Genomic DNA, 26,694 nt, shown 5'->3' with positions numbered 1-26,694 from the left:
AGCGATGACAGATTGGGACGACGAGGCCGATGTCGTGGTACTGGGCAGCGGAGGCGCCGGTCTGACGGCAGCCCTGGCCGCCGCCGTCAACGGCGCCACAGTCGCCGTCTACGAGAAGGCCGCCACCGTGGGCGGAACCACGGCGGTATCGGGTGGCATCGTCTGGATCCCCGCCCACGACCGCAGCGCCGACGGCCCGCTTCCGGTCTCCGACGCACTCGCCTACCTGCGCGCGCAGGCACTGGGCTACATGGACGACGAACTGGTCGAGACCTTCGTGCGCACCGGCGCCGGCATGCTCGATTTCGTCGAGGAACACAGCGAGCTGCGGTTCGCCGTCGCCGAGGGCTTTCCCGATTACAAACCGGAGCTGCCCGGCGGGCGGCCCGGCGGCGGACGCTCGTTGAGTGCGGGACCCGTCGACCTCGCCCGGCTCGGCCCGTGGCGGGACCGGATCACATCGTTCCCAGCCGATTTCAGCAACGTCGGCATCGACGCCGAGACCCGCGCGCGTATCCACGCCGGCCATGACGACCCCGATGCCGACTTGTGCGTAGCGGGTACGGCGTTGATCGCCGGCCTGGTCCGCGGCCTGGTCGATTTGGGCGTGCAGCCGATCACCGGCGCCCGCGCAGTCGAGCTGATCGGCGACTCCACAGAGATCGCGGGAGCCCGAATCACCGTTGACGGCACAGACATTCGCGTGCGTGCGCGGGGCGGCGTGGTGCTGGCCACCGGCGGGTTCGAGTGGGACCCAAGGCTGGTCGAGGCGTACCTGCGCGGGCCGATGCACGGTCCGGTATCGCCACCCAACAACACCGGGGACGGGCTGAGGATGGCGATGGCACACGGCGCGGATCTGGCGAACATGGGCGAAGCCTGGTGGGTGCCGGTCGTGCAGATTCCCGGCGACACCATCGATGGTCACCCACGCAGCCGCAGCGTGCGGCTGGAACGCACGCGGCCGCGCAGCATCATCGTCAACCGCGCGGGCAGGCGCTTCCTCAACGAGGCAGGCGAATACAACTCGATGGCAGGGCCGTTCCAATACCTGGATCCGACAACCGGATATGCCAACGATCCCGGCTGGATCGTCTTCGACTCAAACCACCTGCATCGCTACGGTTTCCTGGGTGTCTCCCCGGGCGAGCCGGTGCCCGAATGGTTTTCGCCGTCGGCCGATGTGAGCGAACTCGGCGCCAAGACGGGCATCGATCCAGAAGGCCTGGCCGCCACCCTGCAGTCCTGGAACGAGAACGTCGCGCGCGAGGTCGATCCGGACTTCGGGCGTGGTTCCAGCGCCTACGACGGCTACTGGGGTGACACGTCGGCGCCGACGCCGGCCAGTCGGACACTCGGCCCGATCGACACCGCCCCGTACTACGCAGTGCCGGTCACGATCGGAGCGATGGGCACCAAAGGCGGCCCGCGCACCGACCGGGACGGGCGCGTCCTGCATGTCAGCGGGGCGCCGATCCCCGGCCTGTTCGCCGCGGGTAATGCCATGGCCGGTGTGACGGGCAAGGCCTACGGCGGCGCGGGCGGAACTCTCGGGCCCGCCATGGTGTTCGGGTTCCGCAGCGGCTACACGGCAGCGACAGGTAAGTCCGTCTCCTGACATATAGCCGGTCGGCTACCCTCGGTGGATGCTCGGGACGCCACGCAGTGCTGCACAGACCCGCATCCTCGATGCGGCGCTGGAGCTCATCTCCGAGCACGGTGTCGGCGGCACGTCGCTGCAGATGATCGCCGACACCATCGGCGTCACGAAAGCCGCGGTATACCACCAGTTCAAGACGAAAGAAGCCATCGTCATCGCGCTGACCGAACGTGAACTCGGTCAGCTGGAGGACGCCCTGGAGGCGGCCGAGGCCCAAGGCTCGCCCGTGCGGGCCCGGGAGGTCCTGCTGACCCGGATCATCGAGATGGCCGTCGCGCGCCGGCGGGCAGCTAGCACACTGCAATTCGATCCGGTCGTCGTACGACTGCTCGCCGAACACCAACCGTTTCAGCAGTTCATCGAGCGGCTCTACGCCGCACTGCTCGGCGGCGGTTCGGGCACCACGGCGCGCGTACATGCCGCCATGCTCTCCGGGGTGATCAGTGTCGCGGTCATGCACCCGCTCGTGGCCGATATCGACGACGAGACGCTGCGCACCGAGCTGCTGCAGACCATGCGGCGTATCGTCGCGCTACCCGCCTGAATCCGCGATCAACCGCGCCGCCGCGGTGTAGGCATCGCTGCTGCCGTCGGCCACCGCGAGCGCCAACCGGTCCAGCTCGGCGTGGTTGCGCAACAGGGTCTGAGCCAGCGACAGGATCTGTGCGCGGGCCCGGGCGGTGCGCCGCTCGGAGGTGTCGGCGCGGTGGTGGGCATCGATCGCCTGCACCAATCCGGCAAGCCCCTCCCCTTGTGCGGCAACGAGTTTGAGCACCGGAACAGTCGTCTCGGCGCGCAGGTCGCGCACGGTCTGGTCGGCGCCGTCGCGGTCGGCTTTGTTGACCACCACCAGATCGGCGACCTCAAGCAGACCGGCCTTGGCGGCTTGCACGGCATCCCCGGCACCGGGATTGAGGATCACCACCGTGGGATCCGCGACGGCGGCGATCTCGATCTCGGACTGCCCGACGCCGACCGTCTCCAACACGACGAGGTCGTACGACAACGCCGCCAGCAACCGGATCGCAGCAGGCACCGCGGCGGCCAGACCGCCCAGGTGCCCGCGGGTAGCCACCGAACGGATCAACACGTCGGGATCGTTGATGTGGGCAGCCATCCGGATGCGATCACCCAACAGGGCGCCGCCGCTGTACGGAGAGGACGGGTCGACGGCCAGCACCGCCACGCGCAAGCCCGTGGCACGGTAGGCGCCGACCATCGCTGCGACGGTGGTCGACTTGCCCGCCCCGGGCGGACCCGTGATTCCGATGACGCGGGGGGCCGGTGTCCGAGTACCGATGGCCGCCAAAACCTGGCTCCGGCAGTCACTTTCGACCAGGCTCAGCAACCGGCCGGTGGCGCGCAACGATCCGCTGCGCGCGGCGGCGATGAGCTCTTCGACAGTCGAAGGTCGTACTGGTTCACCCGGCATGAGAATGTTATTCTCAGTCACTGAGAGTACTAATTGCAAGAAGGGGAACCCTATGCAGATCGCCGGTAGCTCCGCGATCGTCGTCGGCGGGGCGGGCGGACTGGGCGAGGCGACCGTCCGCCGGTTGCACGGCGCAGGCGCCAAGGTGGTCGTCGCCGACCTTGCCGACGACAAAGGCGCCGCACTGGAGAGGGAGCTGGGCATTCGCTACGTCCCCACCGACGCCACCTCGGAGAACTCGGTGCTCGCCGCCATAACCGAGGCGGAATCACTTGGGCCGCTGCGCATCTCCGTCGACACGCACGGCGGCCCGGCCAGCGGTGGCCGGCTGGTCGGTAAGGACGGCTCGCCTCTGGACCTCGACGGCTTCAAGAAGACCATCGAGTTCTATCTGACCGCGGTGTTCAACGTGATGCGGCTGTCGGCGGCGGCGATCGCCAAGATGGAGCCTCTCGACGAGGGTGGCCGTGGAGTCATCGTCAACACGGCCTCCATCGCCGGGTACGAAGGTCAGATCGGCCAACTGCCCTACTCCGCGGCCAAGGGCGGTGTGCTGGGCATGACCCTCGTCGCCGCGCGGGATCTGTCCCCGCTGGGCATACGCGTCGTGACCATCGCGCCCGGCACCATCAACACCCCGGCATACGGCAAGGCGGCCGACCAACTCGAGCAGTACTGGGGTCCGCAGGTGCCGTTCCCCAAGCGCATGGGCCGTTCGGTGGAATACGCGCAGCTGGCGCAGAGCGTGATCGAAAACGACTACCTCAACGGCGAAGTCATTCGCCTCGACGGGGCACTCCGGTTCCCTCCGAAGTGACCGCGTGCACCCCCTTGCACCGGGTGCCCCCCTTGCACCGCGAGCGTGCGTGTCTGTCCCACGACACGCCGGTATCTGTCAGCAGTTCACGCACGCTCGACAGGTCATGAGCGTGCGTGAAGCGCCGCACGGGTCGCTCGCGGGGAAGGTCGCGTTCGTCGCAGGCGCCAGCCGTGGCATCGGGGCGACGATCGCTCGCGCGTTGGCCGCCGAGGGGTCGGCCGTCGCGGTCGCGGCACGCTCCGAACAACCGGGCAAGCTTGCGGGCACCATCGGGTCGGTGGCTGCGGAGATCGTCGAGGCCGGCGGGCGGGCCGTTGCCGTGCCTTGCGACGTCACCAGCGAGGCTTCCGTGAACCATGCTGTCGCCGCGACGGTTTCGGAGTTCGGCGGCATCGACATCCTGGTGGCCAATGCCGGCGTGCTCTGGCTCGGGCCCGTGGAGACCACGCCGCTGAAGCGTTGGCAGCTCTGCCTCGACGTGAACCTCACCGGAGTATTCCTGGTGACCAAGGCGGTCATTCCGCACGTCCGGGCTCGCGGTGGCGGCTCATTGATCGCCATCACCACCACAGGCGTCGACATGCCCGGCGCCAACGCCTACTGGGTTTCGAAGGCCGCCGCCGAGCGCCTGTATCTCGGGCTGGCCGCAGACCTGCGCTGCGACAACATCGCGGTCAACTGCCTGAGCCCGTCGCGGGTGGTGCTGACCGAAGGCTGGCACGCCGGCAGCGCAGGCATGCAGGTTCCACCCGAGATGGTGGAACCGCCCGAGGCCATGGCGCGGGCCGCGGTGTTGTTGGCCGGCCAGGACGCCGCGGGAATCACCGGTACTGTGCAGCGTTCCGAAGAGCTCGCTCGCTGACGCTGCGCGAGCGTGCGTGAAATGCTGACCAGACAAGGCGTGTCGGGCAGCAGACACGCACGCTCGCGGTGCTAGCTAGCCACCGCTAGCTAGGTGATGAGGCCGTCAACGATCCGGTTGAAATCAGTGGTGCCGAACGATACGTACTCCGCAAGGTTGGCGTAGTCGAGGGATGCCATCACCTGTTGCTCGAGCTGGATGTTCATCAGCCGCTTGGTGGCCTCGACCGCCTGCCTCGGCAGGTCCATGAGCTTCTTCGCACACGCGATCGCCTCGGCCAGCGGATCCTCCACGACATGGTTGGCCAGGCCGAGTTCCACCGCACGCTGGGGTTTGATTCGCACGCCGGTCAACGCGAATTCCTTGGCCTGCAACAGACTGATCTGCGAACCCCACACCAGCGGGCCACCGTCGGCGGCCACCAGCCCGATCTGCACGTGCGGGTCCGCGAAATGTGCATTCTCGGCGATGTAGACGATGTCGGACAGCGCAGCCAGGCTGCAGCCGAGCCCCACCGCCGGTCCGTTGACGGCGGCGATCACCGGGATGCGGCAACGCACCATACCGATGACGAGATCGCGTCCGTGCTTGATCGTCTTCTGCCGCAAGGCCTCGTCGCGGCGCAACTCATCGAGGTAGTGGAAGTCACCGCCTGCCGAAAACGCCTGGCCCGCACCGGTGATCACCGCAGCACGCGCATCGGCATCCTCGTTGAGCGCCTCCCACAACCGCGCCAGCCCGACATGGAGGTTGTCGTTGACGGCATTGAGCGCACCGGGCCGATTCAGCGTGATGATGCGCAGGCCGCCGTCGGCCTGCACGTCGATTTCGTCCGGCATTCCGTACATGTGTCAGACCCCCAATCCGAGAATTCGCGACGCGATGATGTTCTTCTGGATCTGCGATGTGCCACCCATGACACTCTGCGCGCGGCTGTAGAGATAGGCGCTGAGCAGTTCGGGATCACGGGTGCCGCTGACGGCCAGCGCGGCATGGCCGACGGATTGCTCCACCCAGGTCATCAACAGCTTGTCCAACGACCCCTGCGGCCCGTGGTTGATGCCGTCGAGCTGTTCGGACAGCCGTCGACGGACGTGCAGGCGCAGCATCTCGGCTTGGACCGCAGCCCACGTCAGCTCGTCCGGAACCTCGCCACCCGTGCGAGACGCCATCTCCCGCAACAGCTTTCCGTACCGCGCGGAGTATCCCAGCGTCGACGGCTCCCGCTCGTGGCTGACGACCGTCATCGCAAGGCGCCACCCGTCACCCGGCTCGCCGACCATGTGCGATGCGGGCACGACCGCACCATCGAAGGTCACCTGACCGAATTCGGTGGTGACACCGTTGATCATCTGCAGCGGGCGCTGCTCGATGCTGTCCTGGTGCATCGACACGATGAACGCCGAAATGCCCTTGTGCCGCGCCACATCCATGTCCGTGCGCGCCAGCACCAGGCACCAGTCCGCGACATCGGAGTAACTGGTCCAGATCTTGTGCCCGTTGATGATGTAGTTGTCACCGTCGCGGGTTGCCGTGGTGATCAACGACGCCAGATCAGACCCGGCTCCGGGCTCGGAGAATCCTTGGCACCAGCGCTCGGTGCCCTTGATCATCCCTGGCAGGAACCGCTGCTGCAGTTCCTTGCTGCCGTGATGTCCCAACCCCACCACCAGGTAGCCGAGGCTGGGCCGTGGTGGGGCGCCTGCGCGGGCGAGTTCCTCGTCGACGATGACGTCGTAGACCGGCGCCAGCTCCTGCCCGCCGAACTCCTTGGGCCACGATGTTCCGAAAAAGCCTGCGGCATAAAGGGCTTGGTGCCATGTTCCCTGTTGCGCCCAGTACTCGTCGCCGGAGGCCTTGAACGACGCGGCGTTGTCGGCCAGCCACGTGCGGAGTCGGTCCCGGAAGGCCGCTTCTTCGGGTGAATCACGAAAGTCCAAGATCGATATCCTCCAGTCCGACGGGCCACAGTCCGGTCGATGTCAGAACGCGGCGCAGATACACGTGCGCCAGGCATTCCCAGGTGTTTCCGATGCCGCCGTGCACCTGGATCGCGGTCTCACACACCGTGCGGGCGGCCCGCGCGCAATAGATCTTGGCGATGCGCGCGGCCTGCACGGCCTCGTCCGCCGGCAGTTCGTCGACGCCCCACGCGGCATGTCGCAGCACGCTGATGGACCCTTCGATCAGCGCCAGCCCTTCGGCCAGCATGTGCGCGATCGCTTGGTATGAGCCGATCGTCGAGCCGTACTGCTCACGAACTTTCGCGTAATCACAGGCCAGAGCGTGGGCGCCGCGAGCCGCTCCGAGGAGGTCGGCCGCGCTGGCCGCCAACGCCAGCGCATACCACCGCTGCGAATCCTCGGCGGCCAATTCGCCGAGTTCGCCAGGTGTTTCGATCACCCCGGCGCTGCTGCGGGTCAGATCCACCCCCGCGGTGCCTGCGACGCCTGCAGAGACCGGCACCGCCCGCCCGAGCCGGCGCGACAGATCGTCGGCGAGGACCGGTCCGAGGAACGGCACATCGACCAGCCCGCGCGCGAACTCCTCGGCGACGATCGCCACCTCGACCCCGGAGGCTCCGTCGGAACGCAGCGACCGCCATTCGGTGGCGGCCACGGTGCTCTCCAGCCGGGCGATCCGCCCGTCATCCGACAACTCCTGGACCGCACCGGGTCCGAGATCGTCGGCGAGCTTGGCTGCGGCCTCGCGCAGCTGCTGCTGTTCAGCCGTCAGACGGACGTCCATGCCGCTCCTTGCACACTCGTCGCAATACCTTTCCGGACGGTAATCGGGGTATTTCGGTGACGAACTCCACCCGGGCGGGCCGTTTGTACGACGCCAGCCGGTCCCCGACATGCTCGATGAGTTCCGCGGCTGTCACCGCGGACGTGACTGCCACGACAGCGACGACGGCCTCTCCGTCGACCGGATCGGATTCGCCGAACACGGCGCATTCCGCGACCGCCGGATGGCCGTGCAGAGCGGCCTCGACCTCGGCGGGAGCGACCTGAAATCCCCGCACCTTGACCATTTCCTTGCTGCGGTCGGTGATGTGGAGAAAGCCGTCATCGAGGTGGCCGATGTCGCCGGTGCGATACCACCCATCGCAGAACGCGTCGGCGCCGGCCTCGGCAGGCAGGTAACCGGCCATCACCGAATCGGAGCACACCTGTATCTCCCCGCCGTCGCCGATCCGGACGCTGACCCCGGCTGCGGGCCGTCCCACGGTGTCAATGCGCCCACCACGCAAGGGATTACACGATATGACCGGAAGCTCGGTCGCACCGTAAGCGGTCACCCAATTGACCCCGCACCGGGCGGTGACCGTGTCGGCGACGCTGCGGGCGAGCGGCGTGGCGCACCACATGAGGTAGCGCAGTGACGACAGGTCATAGCGCTCCAGGTGAGGATGCGCGGCGAGCGCCAAGGCAATCGGTGCCACGGCCATTTCGATCGTGATCCGGTCGGATTCGATGTGGCTCAACATCGTTTCGACATCGAAGCGCTGATGCAGCCGGATCCAGGCCCCGGTGTCGAGTGCGGTCGCGATGTTGAGCAGTCCCAGGATGTGCGACGGTGGCGTCATGATCTGCAGCCGGTCGGCGGCAGTCAGGCCCAGCGCTGACCGCCAGTGCCGAATCGCCGCGGCGAAACCGCGGTGGGTGTGCCGTACCGCCTTGGGCATGCCCGTGGTGCCGGAGCTGAACACGAACAGTGCGTCGGCGTCGGGTTCGGGCCCCTCGTACGCCCAGGGCTCGGCGTCTGCTGGTGCGCCGATCAGTTCATCGAGTGGCAGCATCGGCATCTGCGCAGCCAGTACATCGTGGTCGCCCAGCGCACGTCCGGGAGCGGTCAGCGCCAGAGCGTGGGCCACCTCGCCGGCTTTCCAGGCCGGGCTGAGCAACACCGCGGCGGCGCCGAGGGTCCAGATGGCCTGCAAGGCGGTCACGAACTCTGGTCGGTTGGCCGACATCAGCGCCACGCGGTCGCCGCGGGCGACTCCCCGGCGGCGCAACGTCTGAGCCGCTGCGCCGGTGTGCGCGGCAAGTTCGGCGCGGGTGTACACGCGGTCTCCGTACGCGAGCGCGACGGCGTCAGCCACGACTCGACCCATCGGACACCTTCGCCGACCTCTCCGTAGTTAGATCGTCCTGCCGGACGGTTGAGAAGATACTATCATTTATTGAGAATGATATTCTCGCTGGGTCAGAATGATAGTGCACAGGGAGTCACATGACGGCAGAACCGATGTCCGCCACGGCCGCCAGCGAAACCGGAGGCCAGGTGACGATCATGTTCGACAGCGAACAGGCGTCCGTACCGCGGCGACCGGGCGAAACGCTGCTGGAAAGCGCGCGCCGCGCCGGGATGACGCCACCGTTCTCCTGCGAGGCGGGCAACTGCGGCACCTGCATGGCCAAACTCCTCGAGGGCACCGCGACCATGCGGGTCAACGACGCGTTGGACGACGACGAGGTCGCCGACGGCTACGTGCTGACCTGCCAGGCGATCCCCGACTGCGATCAGGTCACGGTCTCCTACGACGAGGATTGAGCCGCCGAGCGCTCGTCGAGCGCCGGCGCCGGGCGGTAGTCGGGCGCATATCCGGTAATGCGAATAGGGCTGCCCACCAATCGGAAAGCCCCGGCGGTGACCACGGCCTGCGGCGTCTGGGCCAACGCCTCAGGCAGGGTCCGCACGGCCGCCGCCGGGATGCCCAGCGGTTTGAGACGCGCTTCCCAACCGAGCGCGGTGTCGGTGGCCAGCGCCGCGGTCACCACACTGAGGACCTCGTCGCGCCGCGCGGCGCGCTCGGCCATGGTCGCGAAGCCGTCGACCTTTGCCTCGTTCGCGAACGATCTCCAGAACCCGTCGTGCGTGACGAACAGCGCCAGGTAGCCATCAGCGGTGGGAAAGAGCTGCGCGGGAACATAATACGAGTGGGCACCGAACGGGTACCGCCGCGGCTCTGTGCCGTCGTTGAGATACGCCGCAGCGCGATAGTTCAGCTGCGAGAGCATGACGTCGCGCAGCGAGACGTCCACCTGGCCGCCCCGGCCGGCCACGATCATCGCCAAGAGCCCCAGCGCAGCGGTCAGCCCGGTCGAATTGTCCGCCGACGAATAACCGGGCAGGGTGGGTGGACCGTCAGGGTCACCTGTCATAGCCGCCACCCCGGTGGCCGCCTGGATCACGTAGTCGAACGCCGGGTCATCTCCCCCGTCCAGCCCGAAGCCCGTCATCGCCACACAGACGATCTGGGGATTGACCTGCCGCAGGGACTCATAGGTGAGACCGAGTCTGCGAATCACCGACGGCTTCATGTTGACCAGCAGGGCATGCGAATCGACAACCAGTTCAGCCAGTTTCGCTCTGCCGTCGGCCGCCGCGAGGTCCAGGCAGATACTGCGCTTACCGCGGTTCAGGCTCGCGAAGTAACTATCGCTGACCTGCCGGGAGATTTCGCCACCGGGCGGCTCGACCTTGATCACCTCGGCGCCCAGATCCGCCAACATCATGGTCGCGTAAGGGCCGGCCAGCATGACGCCGACCTCGATGATGCGGACACCCGCCAGCGGCGCTGTCATGTCGCCGAGACTACGGGTTTTGCCGCGATAAGACCGAAAAGTCGCCACAAAGCGTAGTTTCGGCGCGGGCCGGCACTCATCGCAGGCGCTTCGCGAGTTCGGCGATCACATCGCGTGTACGGTGCTTCGACGCGATCAACTCGTCACGAGTCTCTCCGATCGGCAACAGCCGCACCGACAAGTCCGTGACACCGGCATCGGCGAACCGCTTGAACCGCTTCAGGATTGACTCCTCGTCACCGGACGCACACAGATCTCCGACATTGCGGGCCTGCCCGCGGTCCAGCAGTCGCTGGTAGTTGGGCGATGTCTCCGCCTCGGCCAGCACGCGATTGGCCCGGTCCTTGGCGGTCTCGATCTCGGAGTTGGCGCACAGCGTGACCGGGATACCTGCGACGATGCGCGGTGCAGGCCTACCCGCGTCGGCGGCGGCCTTGGTGATCCTCGGCGCGATGTGTTCGCCGATGGCTTTCTCGTCGGCCATCCACAGCGACGTGCCGTCGGCGTACTCGCCGGCGATCTGCAGCATCACCGGGCCCAGCGCGGACACCAGCACCGGCATCGGCGTATCCGCCCCGAGCGCCGTGGGGTTGTGCACCGTGAACGAATCGTTTTCCACGTCAACATCTCCCGGCCCGGCGAGCGCGGCGTTCAACACCTGCAGATAGTCGCGGGTGTAGGCGGCCGGCTTCTCGTAGGGCAGCCCGAGCATGTCGCGAATGATCCAGTGGTGTGACGGGCCGACGCCCAGGGCCAGCCGGCCCGCCGACATGGCGTGCACCGAAAGGGCTTGGCGGGCCAACGCAACGGGATGCTGCGCCTGCAGGGGCACCACCGCGGTGCCGAGTTCGATGCGCGACGTGTTCGCCGCCATCAACGCGACCATGGTGAGACAGTCGAAGTCGTTGGGCACCTGGGGCATCCACGCACTGTCCAGACCCGCCGATTCGGCCCATCGAATATCGGAGACCAGCTTGGAGACCTTGCGCGCCATGTCGCCGCGCTCCGCCCCGATCATGACGCCAAGACGCATCAGCCTGAAACCTTCTCTGTGAGCGCGCGAACCTCGGTCACCAACTCCTCGAGTGCGGTGCCGGTCGGAAACACCGCTGCCGCACCGGCATCCAGCAGTTTCTGCACATCGCCCTGCGGGATGGTGCCCCCGACCACGACCGCGATGTCGCCGGCGTCGGCCGCCCGCAGCGCTTCGACGGTTCGAGCGGTGAGCGCGACATGGGCCCCGGAGAGGATCGAAAGACCCACCAACGCGACGTCTTCCTGCAAGGCGATGGATACGATGTCCTCGATGCGCTGCCGGATACCGGTGTAGATGACCTCGAACCCGGCATCGCGCAGGGTGCGCGCCACGATCTTGGCGCCCCGGTCATGGCCGTCGAGCCCCGGTTTGGCGACAAGAACTCGGGTAGCCATACCTAGAACACCACCGGCTGCCGGAACTCGCCCCACACCTCTTTGAGCCCGGAGACCATCTCCCCCACCGTGCAATACGCGTTGGCGCAGTCGATCAGCTTGTGCATCAGATTGTCGGTCCCTTCCGCGGAGCGCTTGAGCGCGGCAAGACTTTCCGCGACCGCTGCCGCATCCCGTTCGGCCTTGACCTTGCTGAGCCGTTTGAGCTGCAGGTCGCGCCCTTCGGCGTCGAGCTCGTAGGTCGCGAGGTCCGGAGCCGGCTCGTCGACGACAAACCTGTTGACCCCGACAACCGGCCGCTCGCCCGACTCGATCTCGTTGTGAATCTTGAAGGCCTCGTCGGCGATCAGGCCCTGCAGATAGCCGTCTTCGATGCAGCGCACCATGCCGCCGTGCGCCTCCAGATCGGACATGATGTCGATGATCTTGGCCTCGGTGGCATCGGTCAGGGCTTCGACGAAGTACGAACCACCCAGCGGATCGGCAACTTTGGTGACGCCGGTCTCGTAGGCCAGGATCTGCTGGGTGCGCAGGGCCAGCGTCGCGGATTCCTCGCTGGGCAGCGCAAACGGCTCGTCCCACGCCGCGGTGAACATCGACTGCACGCCGCCGAGCACCGACGCGAGAGCTTCGTAGGCGACGCGCACCAGGTTGTTCTGCGCCTGCGGGGCGTACAACGAGGCACCGCCGGACACACATCCGAATCGGAACATCGACGCCTTGTCGGTCGTGGCGCCGTAGCGTTCCCGCACGATGGTGGCCCACCGCCGTCTGCCTGCACGGTATTTGGCGATTTCCTCGAAGAAGTCGCCGTGGGTGTAGAAGAAGAACGAGATCTGCGGGGCGAACTTGTCGATGCTCATCCGGCCGCGCTCGACCACCGTGTCGCAGTACGTGACGCCATCGGCCAGGGTGAAGGCCATCTCCTGTACCGCGTTGGCTCCGGCGTCGCGGAAGTGGGCCCCGGCCACCGAGATCGCATTGAACCGCGGCACCTCGGCCGCGCAGAACTCGATGGTGTCGGCGATCAGCCGCAGTGACGGTTCCGGTGGCCAGATCCAGGTGCCACGCGACGCGTACTCCTTGAGGATGTCGTTCTGGATGGTTCCGGTGAGCTTTGCGCGCGGCACGCCCCTGCGTTCGGCCGCGGCGACGTAGAAGGCCAACAGAATCGCAGCGGTGCCGTTGATGGTGAAGCTCGTGCTGATCGCGTCCAGCGGGATGCCGTCGAACAGGATCTCGGCATCGGCAAGGGTGTCCACGGCGACACCCACACGGCCGACCTCTTCTCCGTACTCGTCGTCGTCGGAGTCGTAGCCACATTGGGTGGGCAAGTCCAGCGCCACGGACAGGCCTGTTCCGCCCTGGTCGAGCAGGTAGCGGTATCGGCGGTTGGACTCCTCGGCGGTGCCGAAGCCGGAGTACTGCCGGAAAGTCCAGGTCTTGCCGCGGTATCCGGAAGCAAAGTTGCCACGGGTGAACGGATAGGCACCCGGCGCCGGTGGCTCGCCGGACCGGTCCTCCGGTCCGTACACGGGCGCCAGCGGGATGCCCGACGGGGTCTGTACGTCATCGCTCATCAGTGGATAACGTACTTGCGAAAAATGAGAATGCCAATACCGCCTCAAGGAAATTGCCCCCGTGCAGTGCCATGAGGCGCCCCGATCGCGCCCAGCCCACCGGCATCACGCCGCGATTACGCGACTTGCTAAAAATGAGAATGGCAATACCATCAGAGGACTGGCAGTGCGCGAGGAGGCCCATGCCCAGCCAACAGCAGTCATTCACCGGTTTCAGCCACCTATGGCCAGAGGCCCACATCGCGACCGCCGCCGTCCACCTGTCCCGTTACCGGGGCGAGCAGGATGCGATCATCGATCTCTTCGCCGACGCACCGAGTCAGGGCCTATGAGCATTTCGCTGCTGCTGGAGATGGCGGCCTCGGGCAACCCGGACCGCACCGCGGTGGTATCCGACGATATCCGCCTCACCGCTGGGGAATTGAGCGCTCTGGCCGACGGAGGCGCGGGCGTCATCGCGGCGTCCCGCGCGGCCCACGTGGCCTACGTCGGCACCGGCGGCGCGCTCCTGCCCCTTTTACTGTTCGCCTCTGCGCGCGCCGGAGTGCCGTTCACCCCGCTCAACTACCGACTCAGCGCCGACGGTCTGCGCGAACTCATCGACCGGCTTGCCGAACCGCTCGTCGTCGCCGACGCCGAGTATGCCGACATCGTGGCCGGTGCAGGCAAACAGGTCGTCACCTCCGAGGAGTTCCTCGCCGCGGCCGGCCAGTCCGAGCCCGTATCGGAATTCGTCGATCCCGACGCCGTCGCGGTGGTGCTGTTCACCTCCGGCACCACGTCGCGTCCCAAGGCCGTCGAGCTCACCCACAACAACCTCACCAGCTACATCACCGGGACAGTCGAATTCGACTCGGCCGCACCGGAAGACGCCGCACTGATCTGCGTACCGCCATATCACATCGCCGGCGTCGGGGCAGCAATGTCGAATCTCTACGCCGGCCGCAAGATGGTGTACCTGCGGACCTTCGACGCGAATCGCTGGGTCGAGCTGGCGCGGTCCGAGGGCGTGACCACCGCGACCGTCGTGCCGACCATGCTGGACCGCATCGTCACCGCCCTCGAGGCGTCCGACAGCACACTGACGACGCTGCGCAATCTGGCCTACGGCGGTTCCAAGGTCGCATTGCCGTTGGTCCGCAAGGCGTTGCAGCTGCTGCCCGACGTCGGGTTCGTCAACGCCTACGGACTCACCGAAACCAGTTCGACCATCGCCGTTCTGGGCCCCGAGGACCACCGTGCGGCGGCGGCCAGCGACGACCCGGCCGTGGCCCGGCGGCTCGGATCGGTGGGCAAGGTGGTGCCAGGCATCGAGGTGCAGATCCGCGCCGGCGACGGCACCGTACTCGGCCCCGGCGAGACCGGCGAGCTGTTCGTGCGGGGCGAACAGGTTTCCGGCCGCTACACCGACATCGGCTCGGTGCTCGACGCCGAAGGCTGGTTTCCCACCAAAGACGTTGCGCTGCTGGACGAGGACGGCTACCTGTTCATCGGCGGCCGCTCCGACGACACCATCATCCGCGGCGGCGAGAACATCGCCCCGGCCGAGATCGAGGATGTGCTCGTCGAGCATCCCGCGGTGCGCGATGTCGCCGTGGTGGGACCGGAGGATCCGCAGTGGGGGCAGATCATCGTCGCTGTGGTGGTGCCTGCCGAAGGCGCTTCGCCCGATCCCGACGAGTTGCGGGAGCACGTGCGTGCGCAACTGCGCGGTTCCCGCACCCCCGACCGGGTGGTGTTCCGCGACGAACTACCCACCAACGCCACCGGCAAGGTGCTGCGCCGCCAGCTCGTCGACGAGCTTCAGCCGGTACCACCCGTTCCGCGAGCGTGAATCGTCGGCGAAGAATCGGCCAGAATCTCGCAGCGGATTCACATTCGCGTCCAGGCAGCCCAACCACCAAGGAGCCAACATGATCAAGAACGGCACCCGCCTGCAGAGCCAGGTGTGCGACACCCAGGTGATCGTGGTGCGCAGCGCCGCGAGCCTCGATGATCTGCGCGCAGGCGGTGTCCCGATGATCGCCCTTGACGCCGAAAAGGATTCGGGCGCCAGGCTCGACCCCGCTTTCGCCGACGGGAATCTGATGGGCAAACGCTACGTCGACGACGACGGCGCCGAGGTGCTGGTCACCAAGGCGGGCGCCGGCACCCTGTCGATCGGCACCACCGTGCTGAATCTCAAGGAGGCGAAGCCGCTGCCCGCCAGCGACTAGATCGCCACGAAGGCGGGCATGGAATCCCAGCCGCGCACCGTGGAAGTCGGTGACAACGCGGCGTTGTCCAGGTCCACCTCCCACACCGGGAAGCGCTTGAGGATCTCCTCGAGCGCGATGCGGCCCTCCAGCCGGGCCAGCGCCGAACCCAGGCAGTAGTGGGTGCCGACGCTGAACGCCAGGTGCTGACGCTGTTCGCGGTGGATGTCGAAAACCTCACCGTCGGGCGGGAATTGGCGGCTGTCGCGGACCGCCGCGCCGATCAGCAGCATCATCACGCTGCCCTCGGGCACGGTCTGACCGTAGAACTCCACGTCGCGGGTCACGTACCGGGCCACATGCGGGGCGGGCGGCTCGAAGCGCAGCAGCTCCTCCACCGCCTGCGGGATCAGCCCCGGGTTCTCGACGAGTTGTCGCCGCTGGTCCGGATGCTCGGCCAAAACCTTTGCCGCCCAGCCGATCAGCCGCGTGGTGGTCTCGTTGCCCGCTCCCGCCACCACATTGATGTAGATCAGTAGTTCCTCGCGGGTGAGCTTGCGGGTGACGCCATGCTCGTCGGTGAAGTCGACGTTGAGCAGGTCGGTCATGATGTCATCGGACGGGTTGTCCTTGCGCCAGTCGATGTAGGCCTCGAAGATCGACCCGTCGACCAGCCCTTCCTTGGCGGCCTTCATGGGCTGGCCCGCCTCGGTCCTCAGCTGCTCGTTGCCGTGGTCTCGGATCATCTCCTGATCGCCCTCCGGAATGCCCAGCAGCGCGCTGATCATGCGCATCGGCATCATGGCTCCGAAGTCGGTGATGAAGTCGAACCTGCCCGCGCCCACAAGCGGGTCGAGGGACTGCGCGCAGAACTCACGAATCTTCGGCTCGAGCGCATTGATCTTGCGGGGAGTGAACATGCGGGCCAGCAGCTTGCGGTGGATGTCGTGGATCGGCGGATCCTCGAAGATCAGTGCGCCCGAAGGGATGTCGATGTTGGCCTTGATCAGCTCGATGATGGCGCCGCGGGCCGAACTGAAGGTCTCATGGTCGACGAGCGCCTTGTTGACGTCGGCAAACCGGCTCAGCGCGTAGAAGTCATGCTGCTCGTTGTAGTACAGCGGCGCTTCGTCGCGCAGCCGGGCGAACGTGGGATACGGATTGGCGTTGATCTCGACGTCGTAGGGGTCGAAGTACACCTTCTGGGTCGCACTCGCTGTCACGGAAATACACCTCTCGGTTTACGAGAACATAGTTTACATAGCGATGGTTATGCGCGTAAGTAGCATCGCCCATTCACCATGACATGTCCAGAGCGTCAGGTGGAGTCGCGCTCGATCAGCATCGCCACGCCCGCACTGCTCGGCTCCACGTCGGTGGGATAGCCCAGCTCGGACATCATCGCCGCGACCGCCACGTCGACGATCGCCTTCGCGTCGAACGCGACCGACGTCAGCGGCGGGAAGCTCACCGCGCCCAAGTCGATGGCGTTCACCCCGATCACCGCCATGTCCTGCGGGCACCGCAGACCGGCCCGACGCAGACCATGCAGCACCACGAACGCCGTCTCGTCGCTCTGGGCACAGACCGCCGTCACCCCCGCCGCGGCCCACCCGGCGACGATGTCCGCGGCGTTCGATCCGTCCGCCGCGAAACTCGCGACCTCGATCTCGGGTAGTGCACGCCGCTCGGCCGCGGCACGCAACCCGACGAGCCAGTAGTCGCCGAGCGGCCGCAGCTCCTCCTCGGTGGTGTAGGCGAACGCCAACCGCGAATGTCCACGCTCCGTCAGGTGCCCGACCCGCATCTCGCCGATGCTGCGGTCCAGCTCGCCGATCGCGTGCAATTGCGAACTGCCCAGGTGGATCTGCGGTATGCCCGCCGCGGTCACCGCAGCCAGCGCAGCGCCGGTCAGCGGGAACGTGCTGGTGACGGCCATCGGATTCAGATCGGCGATGGCGTCCACCACATTACGGTCGTCGTCGGTCTCGAACTGCAGGGATAGCACCACCCCGTGACGCGCCAGTGCGGTGGTTAGCTTGCTGCCGACCTCGATCGGCAGATTGCCCAACGACAGTCGACCGACGACGTAGAGCACGACCCCGCTGCCACCGACCGCGAGATTGCGGGCCGCGAGGTTCGGGCGGTACCCCAGTTCGGCGGCGGCACTGCGCACCGCGGCCCGGGTCTGCTCCGAGATGCGCTGCCCTTCAACGTTGTTCAGGACATAGCTGACTGTCGCGGTGGAAACCTTGGCCAGCCGGGCGACGTCGGCTTTGGTCGGTCTGGCGCTGCTCACGATGTCATCGTGGCATGTCGAGGCTGACGACCCCGGCTGCGCGGTTCGCGGTGGCGGCGACCAGTCGGGCGTTGGGCTCATCGACCTCCCGCACCCAGCGGCGTGCCGCCTCTGCGGGCTTGCCGAACCTGACGTGGCGATCGACAAGTCGTCGCACCCGTACGGCGTCATCGACTGTGCAGTACCAGATCTCGTCGATCTCCGCCGCCACCGCCCGCCACGGCGGTGCGTCGAGCAGAAGGTAGTTCCCCTCGGTGATGACCACCCGGGCCTGGGGCCCGACCCCGATGGCTCCGGCGATGGGCTGCTCCAGATCCCGCTCGAAAGCCGGTGCATAGACCACCTCGGTCCGGGTCCGGCGGATTCGGTGCAGCAGTGCCGCATACCCGGCGGCGTCGAAGGTGTCGGGTGCACCCTTGCGGGCCAGCCTGCCGAGGCGGCGCAGCTCGACATCGGCGAGGTGAAACCCGTCCATCGGCACGTGCACGACAGCCGCGCTCCCCAGCTGCGCGGCGGCCGCCGCCACAAGCGCCTCGGCGAGCGTCGTCTTGCCGGCACCGGGCGGACCGGCGATGCCGACGACGGACGTGCCCGGGCCCGCGGCGTGTGCGACGACGCGGGCGACGAGATCATCCAATGTGTGGTGTTCGATGACGCCATTGTCGCCGTTTGCGGGCGATCGAAACACCCGACCCGCCACCCGGCGCGATACTGAGATACTCGAGGCGTTGCGTTGCCCACCAGGGGCACGAGAACACCGTGTCGGGAAGGCGGGGGGCAGTTGTCGGTTCGGCGTTCGTTCTGGTGGCCTTTGCTCGTCTTCGCGAGTTGCGCGACATTACTGACTGGGTGCAGCGGCACCGTCGTGCAGGGGCGCGCGACGTCGATGATGTTCGACCCCGACCGGGTCGGTGGTCTGCCCGTCACCAACGGGCACAGTGGTTTGCGTCCCGATCCGCCCGACCCCAAGCGATCGGCCGACAACAGCGACGGCGGCGACGTCGACCACATGGTGCTGCTGGCGATCGACGACATCGAAGAGTTCTGGAGTCAGAACGACTCGACGCTGCCCAAGCGGTTCGAACCCGTGACGACGCTGCTGTCCTACGACTCCCGAGATCCCAACAGCGTGGACATGTGCGGCTCGCCGTCCTACAAGGTGGTCAACGCGAGCTACTGTCACGGCCCCGGCATGGACGAGATCGCCTGGGACCGCGGCGTCATCGTGCCGACCGCATCCAAGTACTTCGGCGAGATGGCGCTGGTTGGCATCCTGGCCCACGAGTACGGCCACGAGATCCAGTACAAGACCGGAATCCTGACCGACAACGACCCTGTCTTCGTGGCCGAACAACAGGCCGACTGCTTCGCCGGGGTGTACCTGCGGTGGGTTGCCGCCGGGCATTCGAAACGCTTCGAACTCAGCACCGGCGACGGGCTCAACCACGTGCTCGCCGGCCTGATCTACATCCGCGATCAGCTCAAGACCCAGCGGGCGGCAGCAACCCGAGGCGTGAACAACGCCCACGGCTCGGCACTGGACCGGGTCAGCGCCTTTCAGATCGGCTTCGCAGGCAACGTGGACCAGTGCGCGGCCATCGACATGGACGAGATCAAGAAGCGCCAGGGCGACCTGCCCAAGTTCCTCGAGCCCGACGGGTACGGCGACACCCAAGCTGTGGACACCGAGATCGATTCCGACACCCTCAAGAACCTGATGGACGTCCTCGGCGACATCTACTCACCGTCGAAGCCGCCGACCCTGAGCACCGACGCCAAAGACTGCCCCGACGCCAAACTCTCGCCACCGGCGTCCTACTGCCCGGCCAACAACACCATCATCGTCGACCTTCCCGGGCTCAAGAAGCTGGCGCAAGCCAAGGATGAAGACAACCAGCAGGTGCTGCTGCAAGGCGACAACACTGCGATCTCGGTGTTCACCTCCCGCTACGCGCTCGCCGTCCAGCACGACAAAGGTCTGAGCATCGACACCCCCGTCGCGGCCATGCGCACCGGCTGCCTCACCGGCGTCGGCCAAGCCAAGATGGCCGAACCCGGAGGGAAACTCACCCTCTCGCCCGGTGATGCGGACGAGGCCATCTCCGGTCTGCTCACCAACGGACTGGCCGCCAGCGATGTCAACGGCACGCTGCTTCCGGCCGGCTTCACCCGTATCCTCGCCTACCGCTCCGGCGTGCAAGGCACCGAAGACGAGTGCTACCAACGCTTCCCATGACGGTTCGACCCTCTGACAAGGAGATGCAATGAGTGATCCCCAGCCTTGGTGGGCCAAACCGGGCGGAGCGAGCCCCGCGCCCGGGTCGACGCCACAACAACCCGCCCCCGGTGGTGGGCAGTCGTACTGGAATCCGAATCCGTCGAATCCCGCACCGGCACAAGCCAATCCATATGGTGCGCCCCGGCAGCCGTACAGTCCGCAGCAGCCGTACAGTCCGCAGCAACAGCCGTACGGCTCACCGCCGCAGCCCTACGGCGCGCAGGCCGCTCCGTGGGGGCAGGGCTACAACCAGCCGGCGAACCAGCCACAGAACCAGCCGCCGTATCCCGCACCAGCACCGACCAAGTCGTCGGGCAACCGCTGGCTGCTGATCGGAGGGCTGGCGGTCGCCGTCATCATGGTGATCGGGGCAGGGTTCGGGGTGTGGCAGTACCTTCTCGGCGGCAGCAAGGTGCTCGACGTCAAACAAGCCGAGTCGGGTGTGAAGGAGATCCTCAGCGATCCCATCAACGGCTACGGAGCCAACCAGGTCGATTCGGTCCAGTGCAACGACGGTCAGAATCCGAAGGTCGCCACCAACAACAGTTTCACGTGCAAGGTGCAGATCAACGGTGCGACGCGACAGGTGAACGTCGAGTTCACCGACGACAGCGGCACCTACGCGGTCGACGGTCCGCGTTAACCCGGATCAGCGGACGTTCGGAAGGCGGGGAAATTGTCGACGCTGCGCTCACTGTGGCGATCCACGATCGTGATGGCTTTCTGCACAGTGCTTCTCGCAGGGTGCGGAGCCGACGTGGTGCAGGGCCGGGCGACATCGATGTTGTTTCAACCGGATCGGGTCGGCGGGCTGCCGGTCACCGACGGCAACAGCGGGCTGCGGCCGAACGCCCCGCAGGCCACCCGCGACGTCGAGAACAGCGATCACGGTCAGATCGACGAGATCGCGGCGCTGGCCGTCGACGACATCGAAGATTTCTGGAGCAAGAACTACACCGGGGCGTTGTCGGGAACCTTCGAACCCGTGCAGGCACTGGTGTCCTACGACTCGGAGGATCCCCGTTCCCCGGAGACGTGCGGCAATGCGACCGCCGGAAAAGTCAACGCGTTCTTCTGCTACAACGACGATCTGATCGCCTGGGACCGTGGCGTGATGTTCTCGGTCGCACTGCAGTACTTCACCGCGATGGGAATCGTCGGGATTCTCGCGCACGAATACGGTCACGCCATCCAGTTCAAGTCCGGCATCGTGAGCCGCAAGGATCCGGTCCTGGTCCGCGAGCAGCAGGCCGACTGCTTCGGCGGGGTGTATCTGCGGTGGGTGGCCGCGGGACACTCTCCCCGCTTCGAACTCAGTACGGGGGACGGTCTCAACCATGTGCTGGCGGGCATCATCTACGGGCGCGACCCACTGATGACCGAGGACGAAGGCGGCGGCAAGGCCCGCGGACACGGCTCGGCGCTGGACCGGATCAGTGCATTCCAAATCGGTTTCAGCGGCAACAGCGACCAGTGCGCGGCCATCGACATGGACGAGATCAAAAAGCGCCAGGGCGACCTGCCGCACTTCCTGGAGTACGACAGCTACGGCGACACCGAACCGGTCGACACCTCACTGGATACCGGCACGCTCCAGAGCCTGATGGAGGTGCTCGGCGACATCTACTCACCGTCGAACCCGCCGACCCTGAGCACCGATGCCAAAGACTGCCCCGACGCCAAGCTCTCCCCGCCGGCGTCGTACTGCCCGGCCAACAACACGATCATCGTCGACACCACGGCCTTGCAGGCCTTGGGACAGGCCAAGATCGAGGAAGAGCAGAAGCAGTTGGTGCAGGGCGACAACACCGCGATCTCGGTGTTGACCTCCCGCTACGCACTAGCCGTTCAGCACGAGAAGGGGCTGAGCCTGGATACTCCCGTCGCGGCGATGCGCACCGGCTGCCTCACGGGCGTCGGCCAAGCCAAAATGGCCGAACCCGGAGGAAAACTCACCCTCTCACCCGGCGACACCGACGAGGCCATCGCCGGGCTGCTGGTGAACGGCCTCGCCGCCAGCGACGTCAACGGCAAATTGCTGCCCGCAGGTTTCACCCGCATCCTTGCCTACCGCTCGGGTCTGCAAGGTGATGAAGACCAGTGCTACCAACGCTTTCCGTGAGCGGCTCAGTCAGCCGGTATAGCCGATCCGGCGGCTGATCTGCGTCGCAGCCCCCATGACCACCTGGGCGACCTCTTCGAATCTCGACTGCTCCAACCGGTAAGCCGGGCCCGAAATGCTCAGCGCGGCAATGACCGATCCGTTGTGGTCCCGAATGGGGGCAGCCACCGCGTTGAGCCCGGTCTCCAGTTCCTCGCGCGTCGGCGCCCAACCGTGTTCGCGCGCCGCCTCGAGTTCGGTACAGAGACGGCCGAAGTCCGTCACGGTGGCGGGGGTATACGACTCCAGCTTGCGGCCTACTCGCGCACGCACCTCCGACGACGGCAATGCCGCCAGCAGGATCTTGCCGCTGGACGTCGCGTGCGCCGGGTTGCTCTGGCCGACCCAGCTGCGCAACGCGATTTCACCGCGGCCGACGGATTCGACGACGTTGATGATCCGGTCGCCGTCGAGGATCGCGATATTGGTGGTCTCGCCCGTCTTCTCGGCGACCTGATCGCAGATGTCCTGGGACTGTTTGACCAGGTCCATCCTGGCGGTGGTCGAGCCCGCCAGCCGCACGATCGAGAAGCCCAGCTGGTATTTGCCGCGGTCGGTCAGCTGCTCGACGAAACCCCGCGATTCCAGGACCGCGATCAGCCGCGACACCGTGGATTTGTGCACGCCGATCTCGGCTGCGATCTCGGTGACCCCGGCCGTCTGCAACTTTGCCAGGATCTCCAGCACCTGCAGGGCACGGTCCACCGACTGGACGGCCGCGACCGGCTGACGGCTGGTGCTGGGCAAACTCATAACACGTTCAGTGTAGAGGTGCCGCGCGAGCATGTGGGTCTTCCGTCAGCCTGCTGACGACCTCGACACCGTATTGGACAGTGTCTGGCGCACCCGGCGCTGCACCGCGGCGATCTCCCGGACCCCGTCGTTGAGCAGACTTCGGTTCAGCGGCGACAGCTCCGACATGGTGATGATGTCGCCAGGGGTGCACCCGGTGGCAAGCTGTTCGATCTGATGGGCCATCCGCAGCCGCTGCAGCAGATCGAACACTTCGCGCAGGATGTTTGCGTCGTCCTCGGAGAGGATCCCGTTGCCGGCCCCGGCCGCCAGTCGAGCCGGAGTGGAGGCCGACACCAGCCCGACGGTCAACCCGGCCCACCGCGCGAGGTTCACGATCGGAGTCAACGCATGGGCCTTCAGGTCGAACGTGCCGCCGCGGCGCGCGACGACATCGCGCAGCGAGCGGGGCCGCACCTTGCCCGCCAGCGCATCCAGCAACTGCAGCCGCAACGCGTGCGGATGGTTGACCGGCATCCGCGAGAACGCCGCGGGCGCGGTGTGCAGCGCCGGGTCGCCCCAGACCACGCGCGCATCGAGCAGCAACGACGACATCACCAGCCCGCGGTCCTTCATCGGGTTGTCCAGCCAGCCTTCGGCTGCCGTTGACCACTCCGAGGCGCACCGCGCGAAGCGCGCCTTGTAGGCGACGGCGCCGTTGGTGTCGGCGGGCAGCCCACAGTGGTCCAGCGTCGTGTGCACACCGGCCGCGATGCGCAGGAACCGCCCTTTGTCCGAACACATTTCGTCCGACCACGACAATGCGCTGTCCACGTCGGAGGAGGGCATGGCCTCGCGCCGCGCAATGCTGCCCATGGTGAGCCACGCGAACTGGTGCCGCCACGCCCCGGTCTGATCGGCGATCTCCAGTTCCAGCGCACGGCGCACGACGGCGTCGATCACCACCGAGATCACCGCACTCGTACCTGCGGCGTCGGTGCCACCTCGAAACAGGTCGACACCGAGATCGGTGATGCGCCGTGCCGCGACCTGCAGCTCGGCGGTGTTCGTCGCGAACGCGATGGCCCTGCGCAGCACGAAGCTCTGCCGGGTCGACGAGGCGACCAGATCGGTCTCCTCGACGACACCGAGCACCCGTCCGCCGTGATCCACCACGGGCATGTGCCGCAGGCCGAATTCCAGCATCTCCATCAGCACGGTCGCACCGGCTCGATCACCGGTCACGGTGTGCGCGGGTGCGCTCATCGCATGCGCGACCGGGGTGTCCAGACCCATGCCTGCGGCAACCACCCGGGTGCGCAGATCACGGTCGGTGAAGATGCCGAAATCACCGTCCCGCAACGGGATCAGGACATACGAGGAGTGCCGCTCTGCCATCAACTTCACCGCATCGCGGATCGGTGTCTCGGCCGCGGTGAGCACCGGCTCGGCCCGCACCAGATCGGCCACCGCTGCGCGCGAAGTCCGCTGCGCGACGCTACGGCCCGAGATCCGGTCCCACGCCGAGGAGGCGATGTACGACAATCCCTCGGGATTGGCGAACACCGACCGCACCAGCTCTCCCGGCAGCCGCAACAGCGTGCTCGGTTCGGTTGCGCGCGCGGCGAATTGCACCTTGCCGCCGGTGAGCAACGCATAGACGCCGAAAATGCCGCCGGGTTCGACGGTGTCGAGGGTCTCGTCGCCCTCCCCCACGCCGGCGAACAACACGACGTGGCCGGCACGCAGCATCCAGACCTCGTCGGGGACCTGCATCGTGTAGTCGGTGATCAGCTCACCGGCGTCGAAATGATGTGTGGTGGACGCCGAGGCGAGTTCAGCCAAGGCGTCGGGCGCCATCGACTGGAACGGTGCGTGGTCGCCCAGATAGGCGACCACGTCCTCGGCGTTGCTCACATCACTGTTTTCTCATCAGGTCCGCGCACTTCTCGCCCATGGCCATCACCGTAATATTCGGGTTCACCGCAGGCAATTTCGGCATCGCCGAGGCATCCACCACCCGCAGGCGTTGCACGCCCTTGACCCGCAACTCGGGATCGAGCACGGCCATCGGATCGTCCACCGATCCCATCCGCGCCGTCGCGGCCGGATGGTAGACGGTGTTGTGCGTCTTGTGGATGTAGTCCAGCAGCTCGTCGTCGGTGACGGCGTCCGGCCCGGGTGCCAGTTCACGGGCGATCCAGCCGCGCAAGGGCTCCTGCTCAGCGATCTTGCGGGCCAACCGCACACCGGCCAGCATGACCCGCTCGTCATGTCCCTCGGGGTCGGTGAAGTAGCGGGGATCGACCTTGGCACGGTCCCGGAAGTCGCGCGACCGCAGCCGCACCGTTCCCCGTGAACGTCCCAGCGTGACGTTCGGGGTGAGGCAGAATCCGTTGTCCGTGGTCGGGTAACCCCAGCGCAGCGTGTTCATGTCGAACGGCACACTGCCGTAATGCATCATCAGATCCGGCTGGTTGAGACCCGGCTCGGTGGTGGTGAACAACCCGATCTCCCACCATTGGGTCGAGCTGGTGACCATCGGGCGTGACGCCTCCCAGAACACCAATCCTTCGACGTGGTCGTCGAGGTTGGACCCGACGCCCGGGGAGTCGACCCGGACCGCAATCCCCATCTCCCGCAGGTGCTCGGCCGGCCCGATGCCCGAGAGCATGAGCAGCTTCGGGGTGTCGATCGCCCCTGCGGTCACCACCACCTCGCGCCGGGCGGACACCGTGTCGTACCCGGTGAGGTCGGGCCGTTGGTAGCGCACCCCGGTGGCGTTGTTCTCGTCGTCGAACAGGATCTCGCTGACCCACGAATTCGTCCGTACCTCAAGGTTTTTGCGGGTCTCGAGGATCGGGTGCAGGAAGGCGTGCGACGACGACATGCGGTTGCCGTTCTCCGCGGCGTTGATCTGGAACCAGCCCGCACCGTTGGTCACCGTGGTGCCGCGGTTGAACTTCACCGTCGGCAGGCCGACCTTGGCGGCGGCCTCCAGCACCGCTGCGCCGCACGGGTCCAGCGGTGGCACGTCGCGCAACCGCACCGGCCCGCTGTGGCCGTGGTGATCCCCCTCGGCGTCGTTGGTCTCCAGTTTCGCGACGAACGGCCACAGTCCGTCGGCGCCCCAGCCCTTGGCGCCCATCGCTTCCCAGTCGGCGAGCCCCTCGGCCGGCGGCCAGAACGCGATACAGGAGTTGTGCGACGAACACCCGCCGAGCACCTTGGCCCGGGCGTGCCGCATGAAGCTGTTGCCCTTCTCCTGCGGTTCGACGGGATAGTCCCAGTCGTAGCCGGAATCGAGCAGGTGCATCCACGCCGACAGTTCCAGGATGTTGCGGTCGCCGACGTCCGAGGGGCCCGCCTCGATGAGGCACACGGTGACCGACGGATCCTCGCTCAGCCTGGCCGCGAGAACACATCCCGCGGTGCCGCCGCCGGCGATGACGTAGTCGTAGGTCGCAACGGGTGTGGAGTTCTCGCTCATCGGTCGTGCCTTCCGGAATCGGGTGTGAAAAGTGTGTCGGTGGATGCTGCGAGCAGGAGCCGACATTCCGTCCGGTCGCAGCACGGGTCGCTCGGACCCGCAGGGTTCAGTGGGCTCCGCCGTCTAGCGCACGGAACATGGTGGGACGCTGAAAGACTGGGTC

At 66.7% G+C, this 26,694-nt stretch carries 26 protein-coding genes; 11 read left to right on the top strand and 15 right to left on the bottom strand.

All coding sequences use genetic code 11. The annotated features are described in order from the left end of the window. Nucleotides 1-4 precede the first annotated feature (4 nt). Nucleotides 5-1,618, top strand: a complete 1,614-nt coding sequence (locus RMCB_RS33140) for an FAD-dependent oxidoreductase (RefSeq protein ID WP_062832099.1) — start codon at nucleotides 5-7, stop codon at nucleotides 1,616-1,618. Between the two features lie 28 nt (nucleotides 1,619-1,646). Continuing rightward, on the top strand, nucleotides 1,647-2,204 hold the full coding sequence (locus RMCB_RS33135) for a TetR/AcrR family transcriptional regulator (RefSeq protein ID WP_062832098.1): 558 nt from the start codon (nucleotides 1,647-1,649) through the stop codon (nucleotides 2,202-2,204). Here the strand turns inward: RMCB_RS33135 and meaB are convergent. Further along, complete coding sequence (gene meaB, locus RMCB_RS33130; RefSeq protein WP_062832097.1) at nucleotides 2,193-3,092, bottom strand: methylmalonyl Co-A mutase-associated GTPase MeaB; 900 nt, start codon at nucleotides 3,090-3,092, stop codon at nucleotides 2,193-2,195. The two genes, RMCB_RS33135 and meaB, sit on opposite strands and share 12 nt — an antisense overlap. 52 nt (nucleotides 3,093-3,144) lie before the next feature. Here meaB and RMCB_RS33125 point away from each other — a divergent pair, with 52 nt between their 5' ends. Both RMCB_RS33125 and RMCB_RS33120 read left to right on the top strand, forming a co-directional pair. Next, complete coding sequence (locus RMCB_RS33125; protein ID WP_062832096.1) at nucleotides 3,145-3,909, top strand: SDR family NAD(P)-dependent oxidoreductase; 765 nt, start codon at nucleotides 3,145-3,147, stop codon at nucleotides 3,907-3,909. Between the two features lie 106 nt (nucleotides 3,910-4,015). Continuing rightward, nucleotides 4,016-4,774: an SDR family NAD(P)-dependent oxidoreductase gene (locus tag RMCB_RS33120; RefSeq protein ID WP_062832095.1), complete on the top strand. Its 759-nt coding sequence runs from the start codon at nucleotides 4,016-4,018 to the stop codon at nucleotides 4,772-4,774. Nucleotides 4,775-4,863: 89 nt separating this feature from the next. Here RMCB_RS33120 and RMCB_RS33115 read toward each other — a convergent pair whose 3' ends face one another. Genes RMCB_RS33115 through RMCB_RS33100 form a run of 4 tightly spaced genes read right to left on the bottom strand, consistent with a single transcriptional unit; the run spans nucleotide 4,864 to nucleotide 8,891 of the window. Then, nucleotides 4,864-5,622, bottom strand: a complete 759-nt coding sequence (locus tag RMCB_RS33115; protein ID WP_062832094.1) for an enoyl-CoA hydratase/isomerase family protein — start codon at nucleotides 5,620-5,622, stop codon at nucleotides 4,864-4,866. A gap of 3 nt (nucleotides 5,623-5,625) precedes the next feature. After that, entirely contained in the window at nucleotides 5,626-6,714 is a 1,089-nt protein-coding gene (locus RMCB_RS33110) for an acyl-CoA dehydrogenase family protein (RefSeq protein ID WP_062832093.1), read from the bottom strand. Continuing rightward, the gene (locus RMCB_RS33105; protein WP_062832282.1) at nucleotides 6,701-7,522 is read right to left on the bottom strand and encodes an acyl-CoA dehydrogenase family protein; all 822 of its coding nucleotides are present in this window, start codon (nucleotides 7,520-7,522) and stop codon (nucleotides 6,701-6,703) included. The genes RMCB_RS33110 and RMCB_RS33105 overlap by 14 nt, the downstream gene beginning before the upstream one ends. Further along, nucleotides 7,500-8,891 carry a class I adenylate-forming enzyme family protein gene (locus RMCB_RS33100; RefSeq protein WP_062832092.1) on the bottom strand — a complete coding sequence of 464 codons (1,392 nt, stop codon included), beginning with the start codon at nucleotides 8,889-8,891 and terminating at the stop codon, nucleotides 7,500-7,502. The genes RMCB_RS33105 and RMCB_RS33100 overlap by 23 nt, the downstream gene beginning before the upstream one ends. Nucleotides 8,892-9,010: 119 nt before the next feature. Here RMCB_RS33100 and RMCB_RS33095 point away from each other — a divergent pair, with 119 nt between their 5' ends. Continuing rightward, nucleotides 9,011-9,331 (top strand): 2Fe-2S iron-sulfur cluster-binding protein, encoded by a 321-nt coding sequence (locus RMCB_RS33095; RefSeq protein WP_062832091.1) that lies wholly within the window; start codon nucleotides 9,011-9,013, stop codon nucleotides 9,329-9,331. Here the strand turns inward: RMCB_RS33095 and RMCB_RS33090 are convergent. From RMCB_RS33090 to RMCB_RS33075, 4 genes are all read right to left on the bottom strand, one after another. Beyond that, nucleotides 9,316-10,365 (bottom strand): CaiB/BaiF CoA transferase family protein, encoded by a 1,050-nt coding sequence (locus RMCB_RS33090; RefSeq protein ID WP_062832090.1) that lies wholly within the window; start codon nucleotides 10,363-10,365, stop codon nucleotides 9,316-9,318. The genes RMCB_RS33095 and RMCB_RS33090 overlap by 16 nt on opposite strands. Nucleotides 10,366-10,441: 76 nt before the next feature. Further along, nucleotides 10,442-11,398, bottom strand: coding sequence for an LLM class F420-dependent oxidoreductase (locus RMCB_RS33085; protein WP_062832089.1), 957 nt, complete (start codon nucleotides 11,396-11,398; stop codon nucleotides 10,442-10,444). Next, the gene (locus RMCB_RS33080) at nucleotides 11,398-11,796 is read right to left on the bottom strand and encodes a cobalamin B12-binding domain-containing protein (RefSeq protein WP_062832088.1); all 399 of its coding nucleotides are present in this window, start codon (nucleotides 11,794-11,796) and stop codon (nucleotides 11,398-11,400) included. The genes RMCB_RS33085 and RMCB_RS33080 overlap by 1 nt, the downstream gene beginning before the upstream one ends. 2 nt (nucleotides 11,797-11,798) lie before the next feature. Beyond that, nucleotides 11,799-13,376 carry a methylmalonyl-CoA mutase family protein gene (locus tag RMCB_RS33075; RefSeq protein ID WP_062832087.1) on the bottom strand — a complete coding sequence of 526 codons (1,578 nt, stop codon included), beginning with the start codon at nucleotides 13,374-13,376 and terminating at the stop codon, nucleotides 11,799-11,801. 182 nt (nucleotides 13,377-13,558) lie between these two features. Here RMCB_RS33075 and RMCB_RS36175 point away from each other — a divergent pair, with 182 nt between their 5' ends. The 3 genes from RMCB_RS36175 to RMCB_RS33065 all read left to right on the top strand — a co-directional run bounded on the left by RMCB_RS36175 (nucleotide 13,559) and on the right by RMCB_RS33065 (nucleotide 15,592). Continuing rightward, complete coding sequence (locus RMCB_RS36175) at nucleotides 13,559-13,708, top strand: hypothetical protein (RefSeq protein ID WP_165606359.1); 150 nt, start codon at nucleotides 13,559-13,561, stop codon at nucleotides 13,706-13,708. Next, nucleotides 13,705-15,210, top strand: a complete 1,506-nt coding sequence (locus RMCB_RS33070) for a class I adenylate-forming enzyme family protein (RefSeq protein WP_062832086.1) — start codon at nucleotides 13,705-13,707, stop codon at nucleotides 15,208-15,210. Before RMCB_RS36175 ends, RMCB_RS33070 begins: the two co-directional genes overlap by 4 nt. A gap of 79 nt (nucleotides 15,211-15,289) precedes the next feature. Further along, nucleotides 15,290-15,592, top strand: a complete 303-nt coding sequence (locus tag RMCB_RS33065; RefSeq protein ID WP_062832085.1) for a hypothetical protein — start codon at nucleotides 15,290-15,292, stop codon at nucleotides 15,590-15,592. Here the strand turns inward: RMCB_RS33065 and RMCB_RS33060 are convergent. From RMCB_RS33060 to RMCB_RS33050, 3 genes are all read right to left on the bottom strand, one after another. After that, nucleotides 15,589-16,794 (bottom strand): cytochrome P450, encoded by a 1,206-nt coding sequence (locus tag RMCB_RS33060; protein ID WP_062832084.1) that lies wholly within the window; start codon nucleotides 16,792-16,794, stop codon nucleotides 15,589-15,591. The genes RMCB_RS33065 and RMCB_RS33060 overlap by 4 nt on opposite strands. 95 nt (nucleotides 16,795-16,889) lie before the next feature. After that, on the bottom strand, nucleotides 16,890-17,870 hold the full coding sequence (locus tag RMCB_RS33055) for a LacI family DNA-binding transcriptional regulator (RefSeq protein WP_062832083.1): 981 nt from the start codon (nucleotides 17,868-17,870) through the stop codon (nucleotides 16,890-16,892). Between the two features lie 4 nt (nucleotides 17,871-17,874). After that, on the bottom strand, nucleotides 17,875-18,558 hold the full coding sequence (locus tag RMCB_RS33050) for a nucleoside/nucleotide kinase family protein (RefSeq protein ID WP_407662168.1): 684 nt from the start codon (nucleotides 18,556-18,558) through the stop codon (nucleotides 17,875-17,877). Between the two features lie 177 nt (nucleotides 18,559-18,735). Here RMCB_RS33050 and RMCB_RS33045 point away from each other — a divergent pair, with 177 nt between their 5' ends. From RMCB_RS33045 to RMCB_RS33035, 3 genes are all read left to right on the top strand, one after another. Further along, nucleotides 18,736-20,106 carry a neutral zinc metallopeptidase gene (locus tag RMCB_RS33045; protein ID WP_234792331.1) on the top strand — a complete coding sequence of 457 codons (1,371 nt, stop codon included), beginning with the start codon at nucleotides 18,736-18,738 and terminating at the stop codon, nucleotides 20,104-20,106. A gap of 28 nt (nucleotides 20,107-20,134) precedes the next feature. After that, a complete protein-coding gene (locus RMCB_RS33040; protein ID WP_062832081.1) occupies nucleotides 20,135-20,791 on the top strand; it encodes a DUF4333 domain-containing protein in 657 nt (218 codons plus the stop codon). Between the two features lie 72 nt (nucleotides 20,792-20,863). Beyond that, nucleotides 20,864-22,270, top strand: a complete 1,407-nt coding sequence (locus RMCB_RS33035) for a neutral zinc metallopeptidase (protein ID WP_062832080.1) — start codon at nucleotides 20,864-20,866, stop codon at nucleotides 22,268-22,270. 9 nt (nucleotides 22,271-22,279) lie between these two features. On the opposite strand, the gene RMCB_RS33030 is transcribed toward RMCB_RS33035, so the two are convergent. From RMCB_RS33030 to RMCB_RS33020, 3 genes are read right to left on the bottom strand one after another with little or no spacing between them, the layout of a single operon-like run. Next, nucleotides 22,280-23,062 carry an IclR family transcriptional regulator gene (locus RMCB_RS33030; RefSeq protein ID WP_084388668.1) on the bottom strand — a complete coding sequence of 261 codons (783 nt, stop codon included), beginning with the start codon at nucleotides 23,060-23,062 and terminating at the stop codon, nucleotides 22,280-22,282. A gap of 45 nt (nucleotides 23,063-23,107) precedes the next feature. Beyond that, nucleotides 23,108-24,901 (bottom strand): putative nucleotidyltransferase substrate binding domain-containing protein, encoded by a 1,794-nt coding sequence (locus RMCB_RS33025; RefSeq protein WP_051244162.1) that lies wholly within the window; start codon nucleotides 24,899-24,901, stop codon nucleotides 23,108-23,110. Nucleotides 24,902-24,959: 58 nt separating this feature from the next. Further along, complete coding sequence (locus RMCB_RS33020; RefSeq protein ID WP_062832078.1) at nucleotides 24,960-26,531, bottom strand: GMC family oxidoreductase; 1,572 nt, start codon at nucleotides 26,529-26,531, stop codon at nucleotides 24,960-24,962. Nucleotides 26,532-26,694: the final 163 nt, after the last annotated feature.

Origin of the sequence: Mycolicibacterium brisbanense, from assembly GCF_001570425.1 — a bacterium.
GTDB classification, from domain to species: Bacteria; Actinomycetota; Actinomycetes; order Mycobacteriales; family Mycobacteriaceae; genus Mycobacterium; species Mycobacterium brisbanense.
This window is presented reverse-complemented; position numbering and strand designations above follow the sequence as displayed.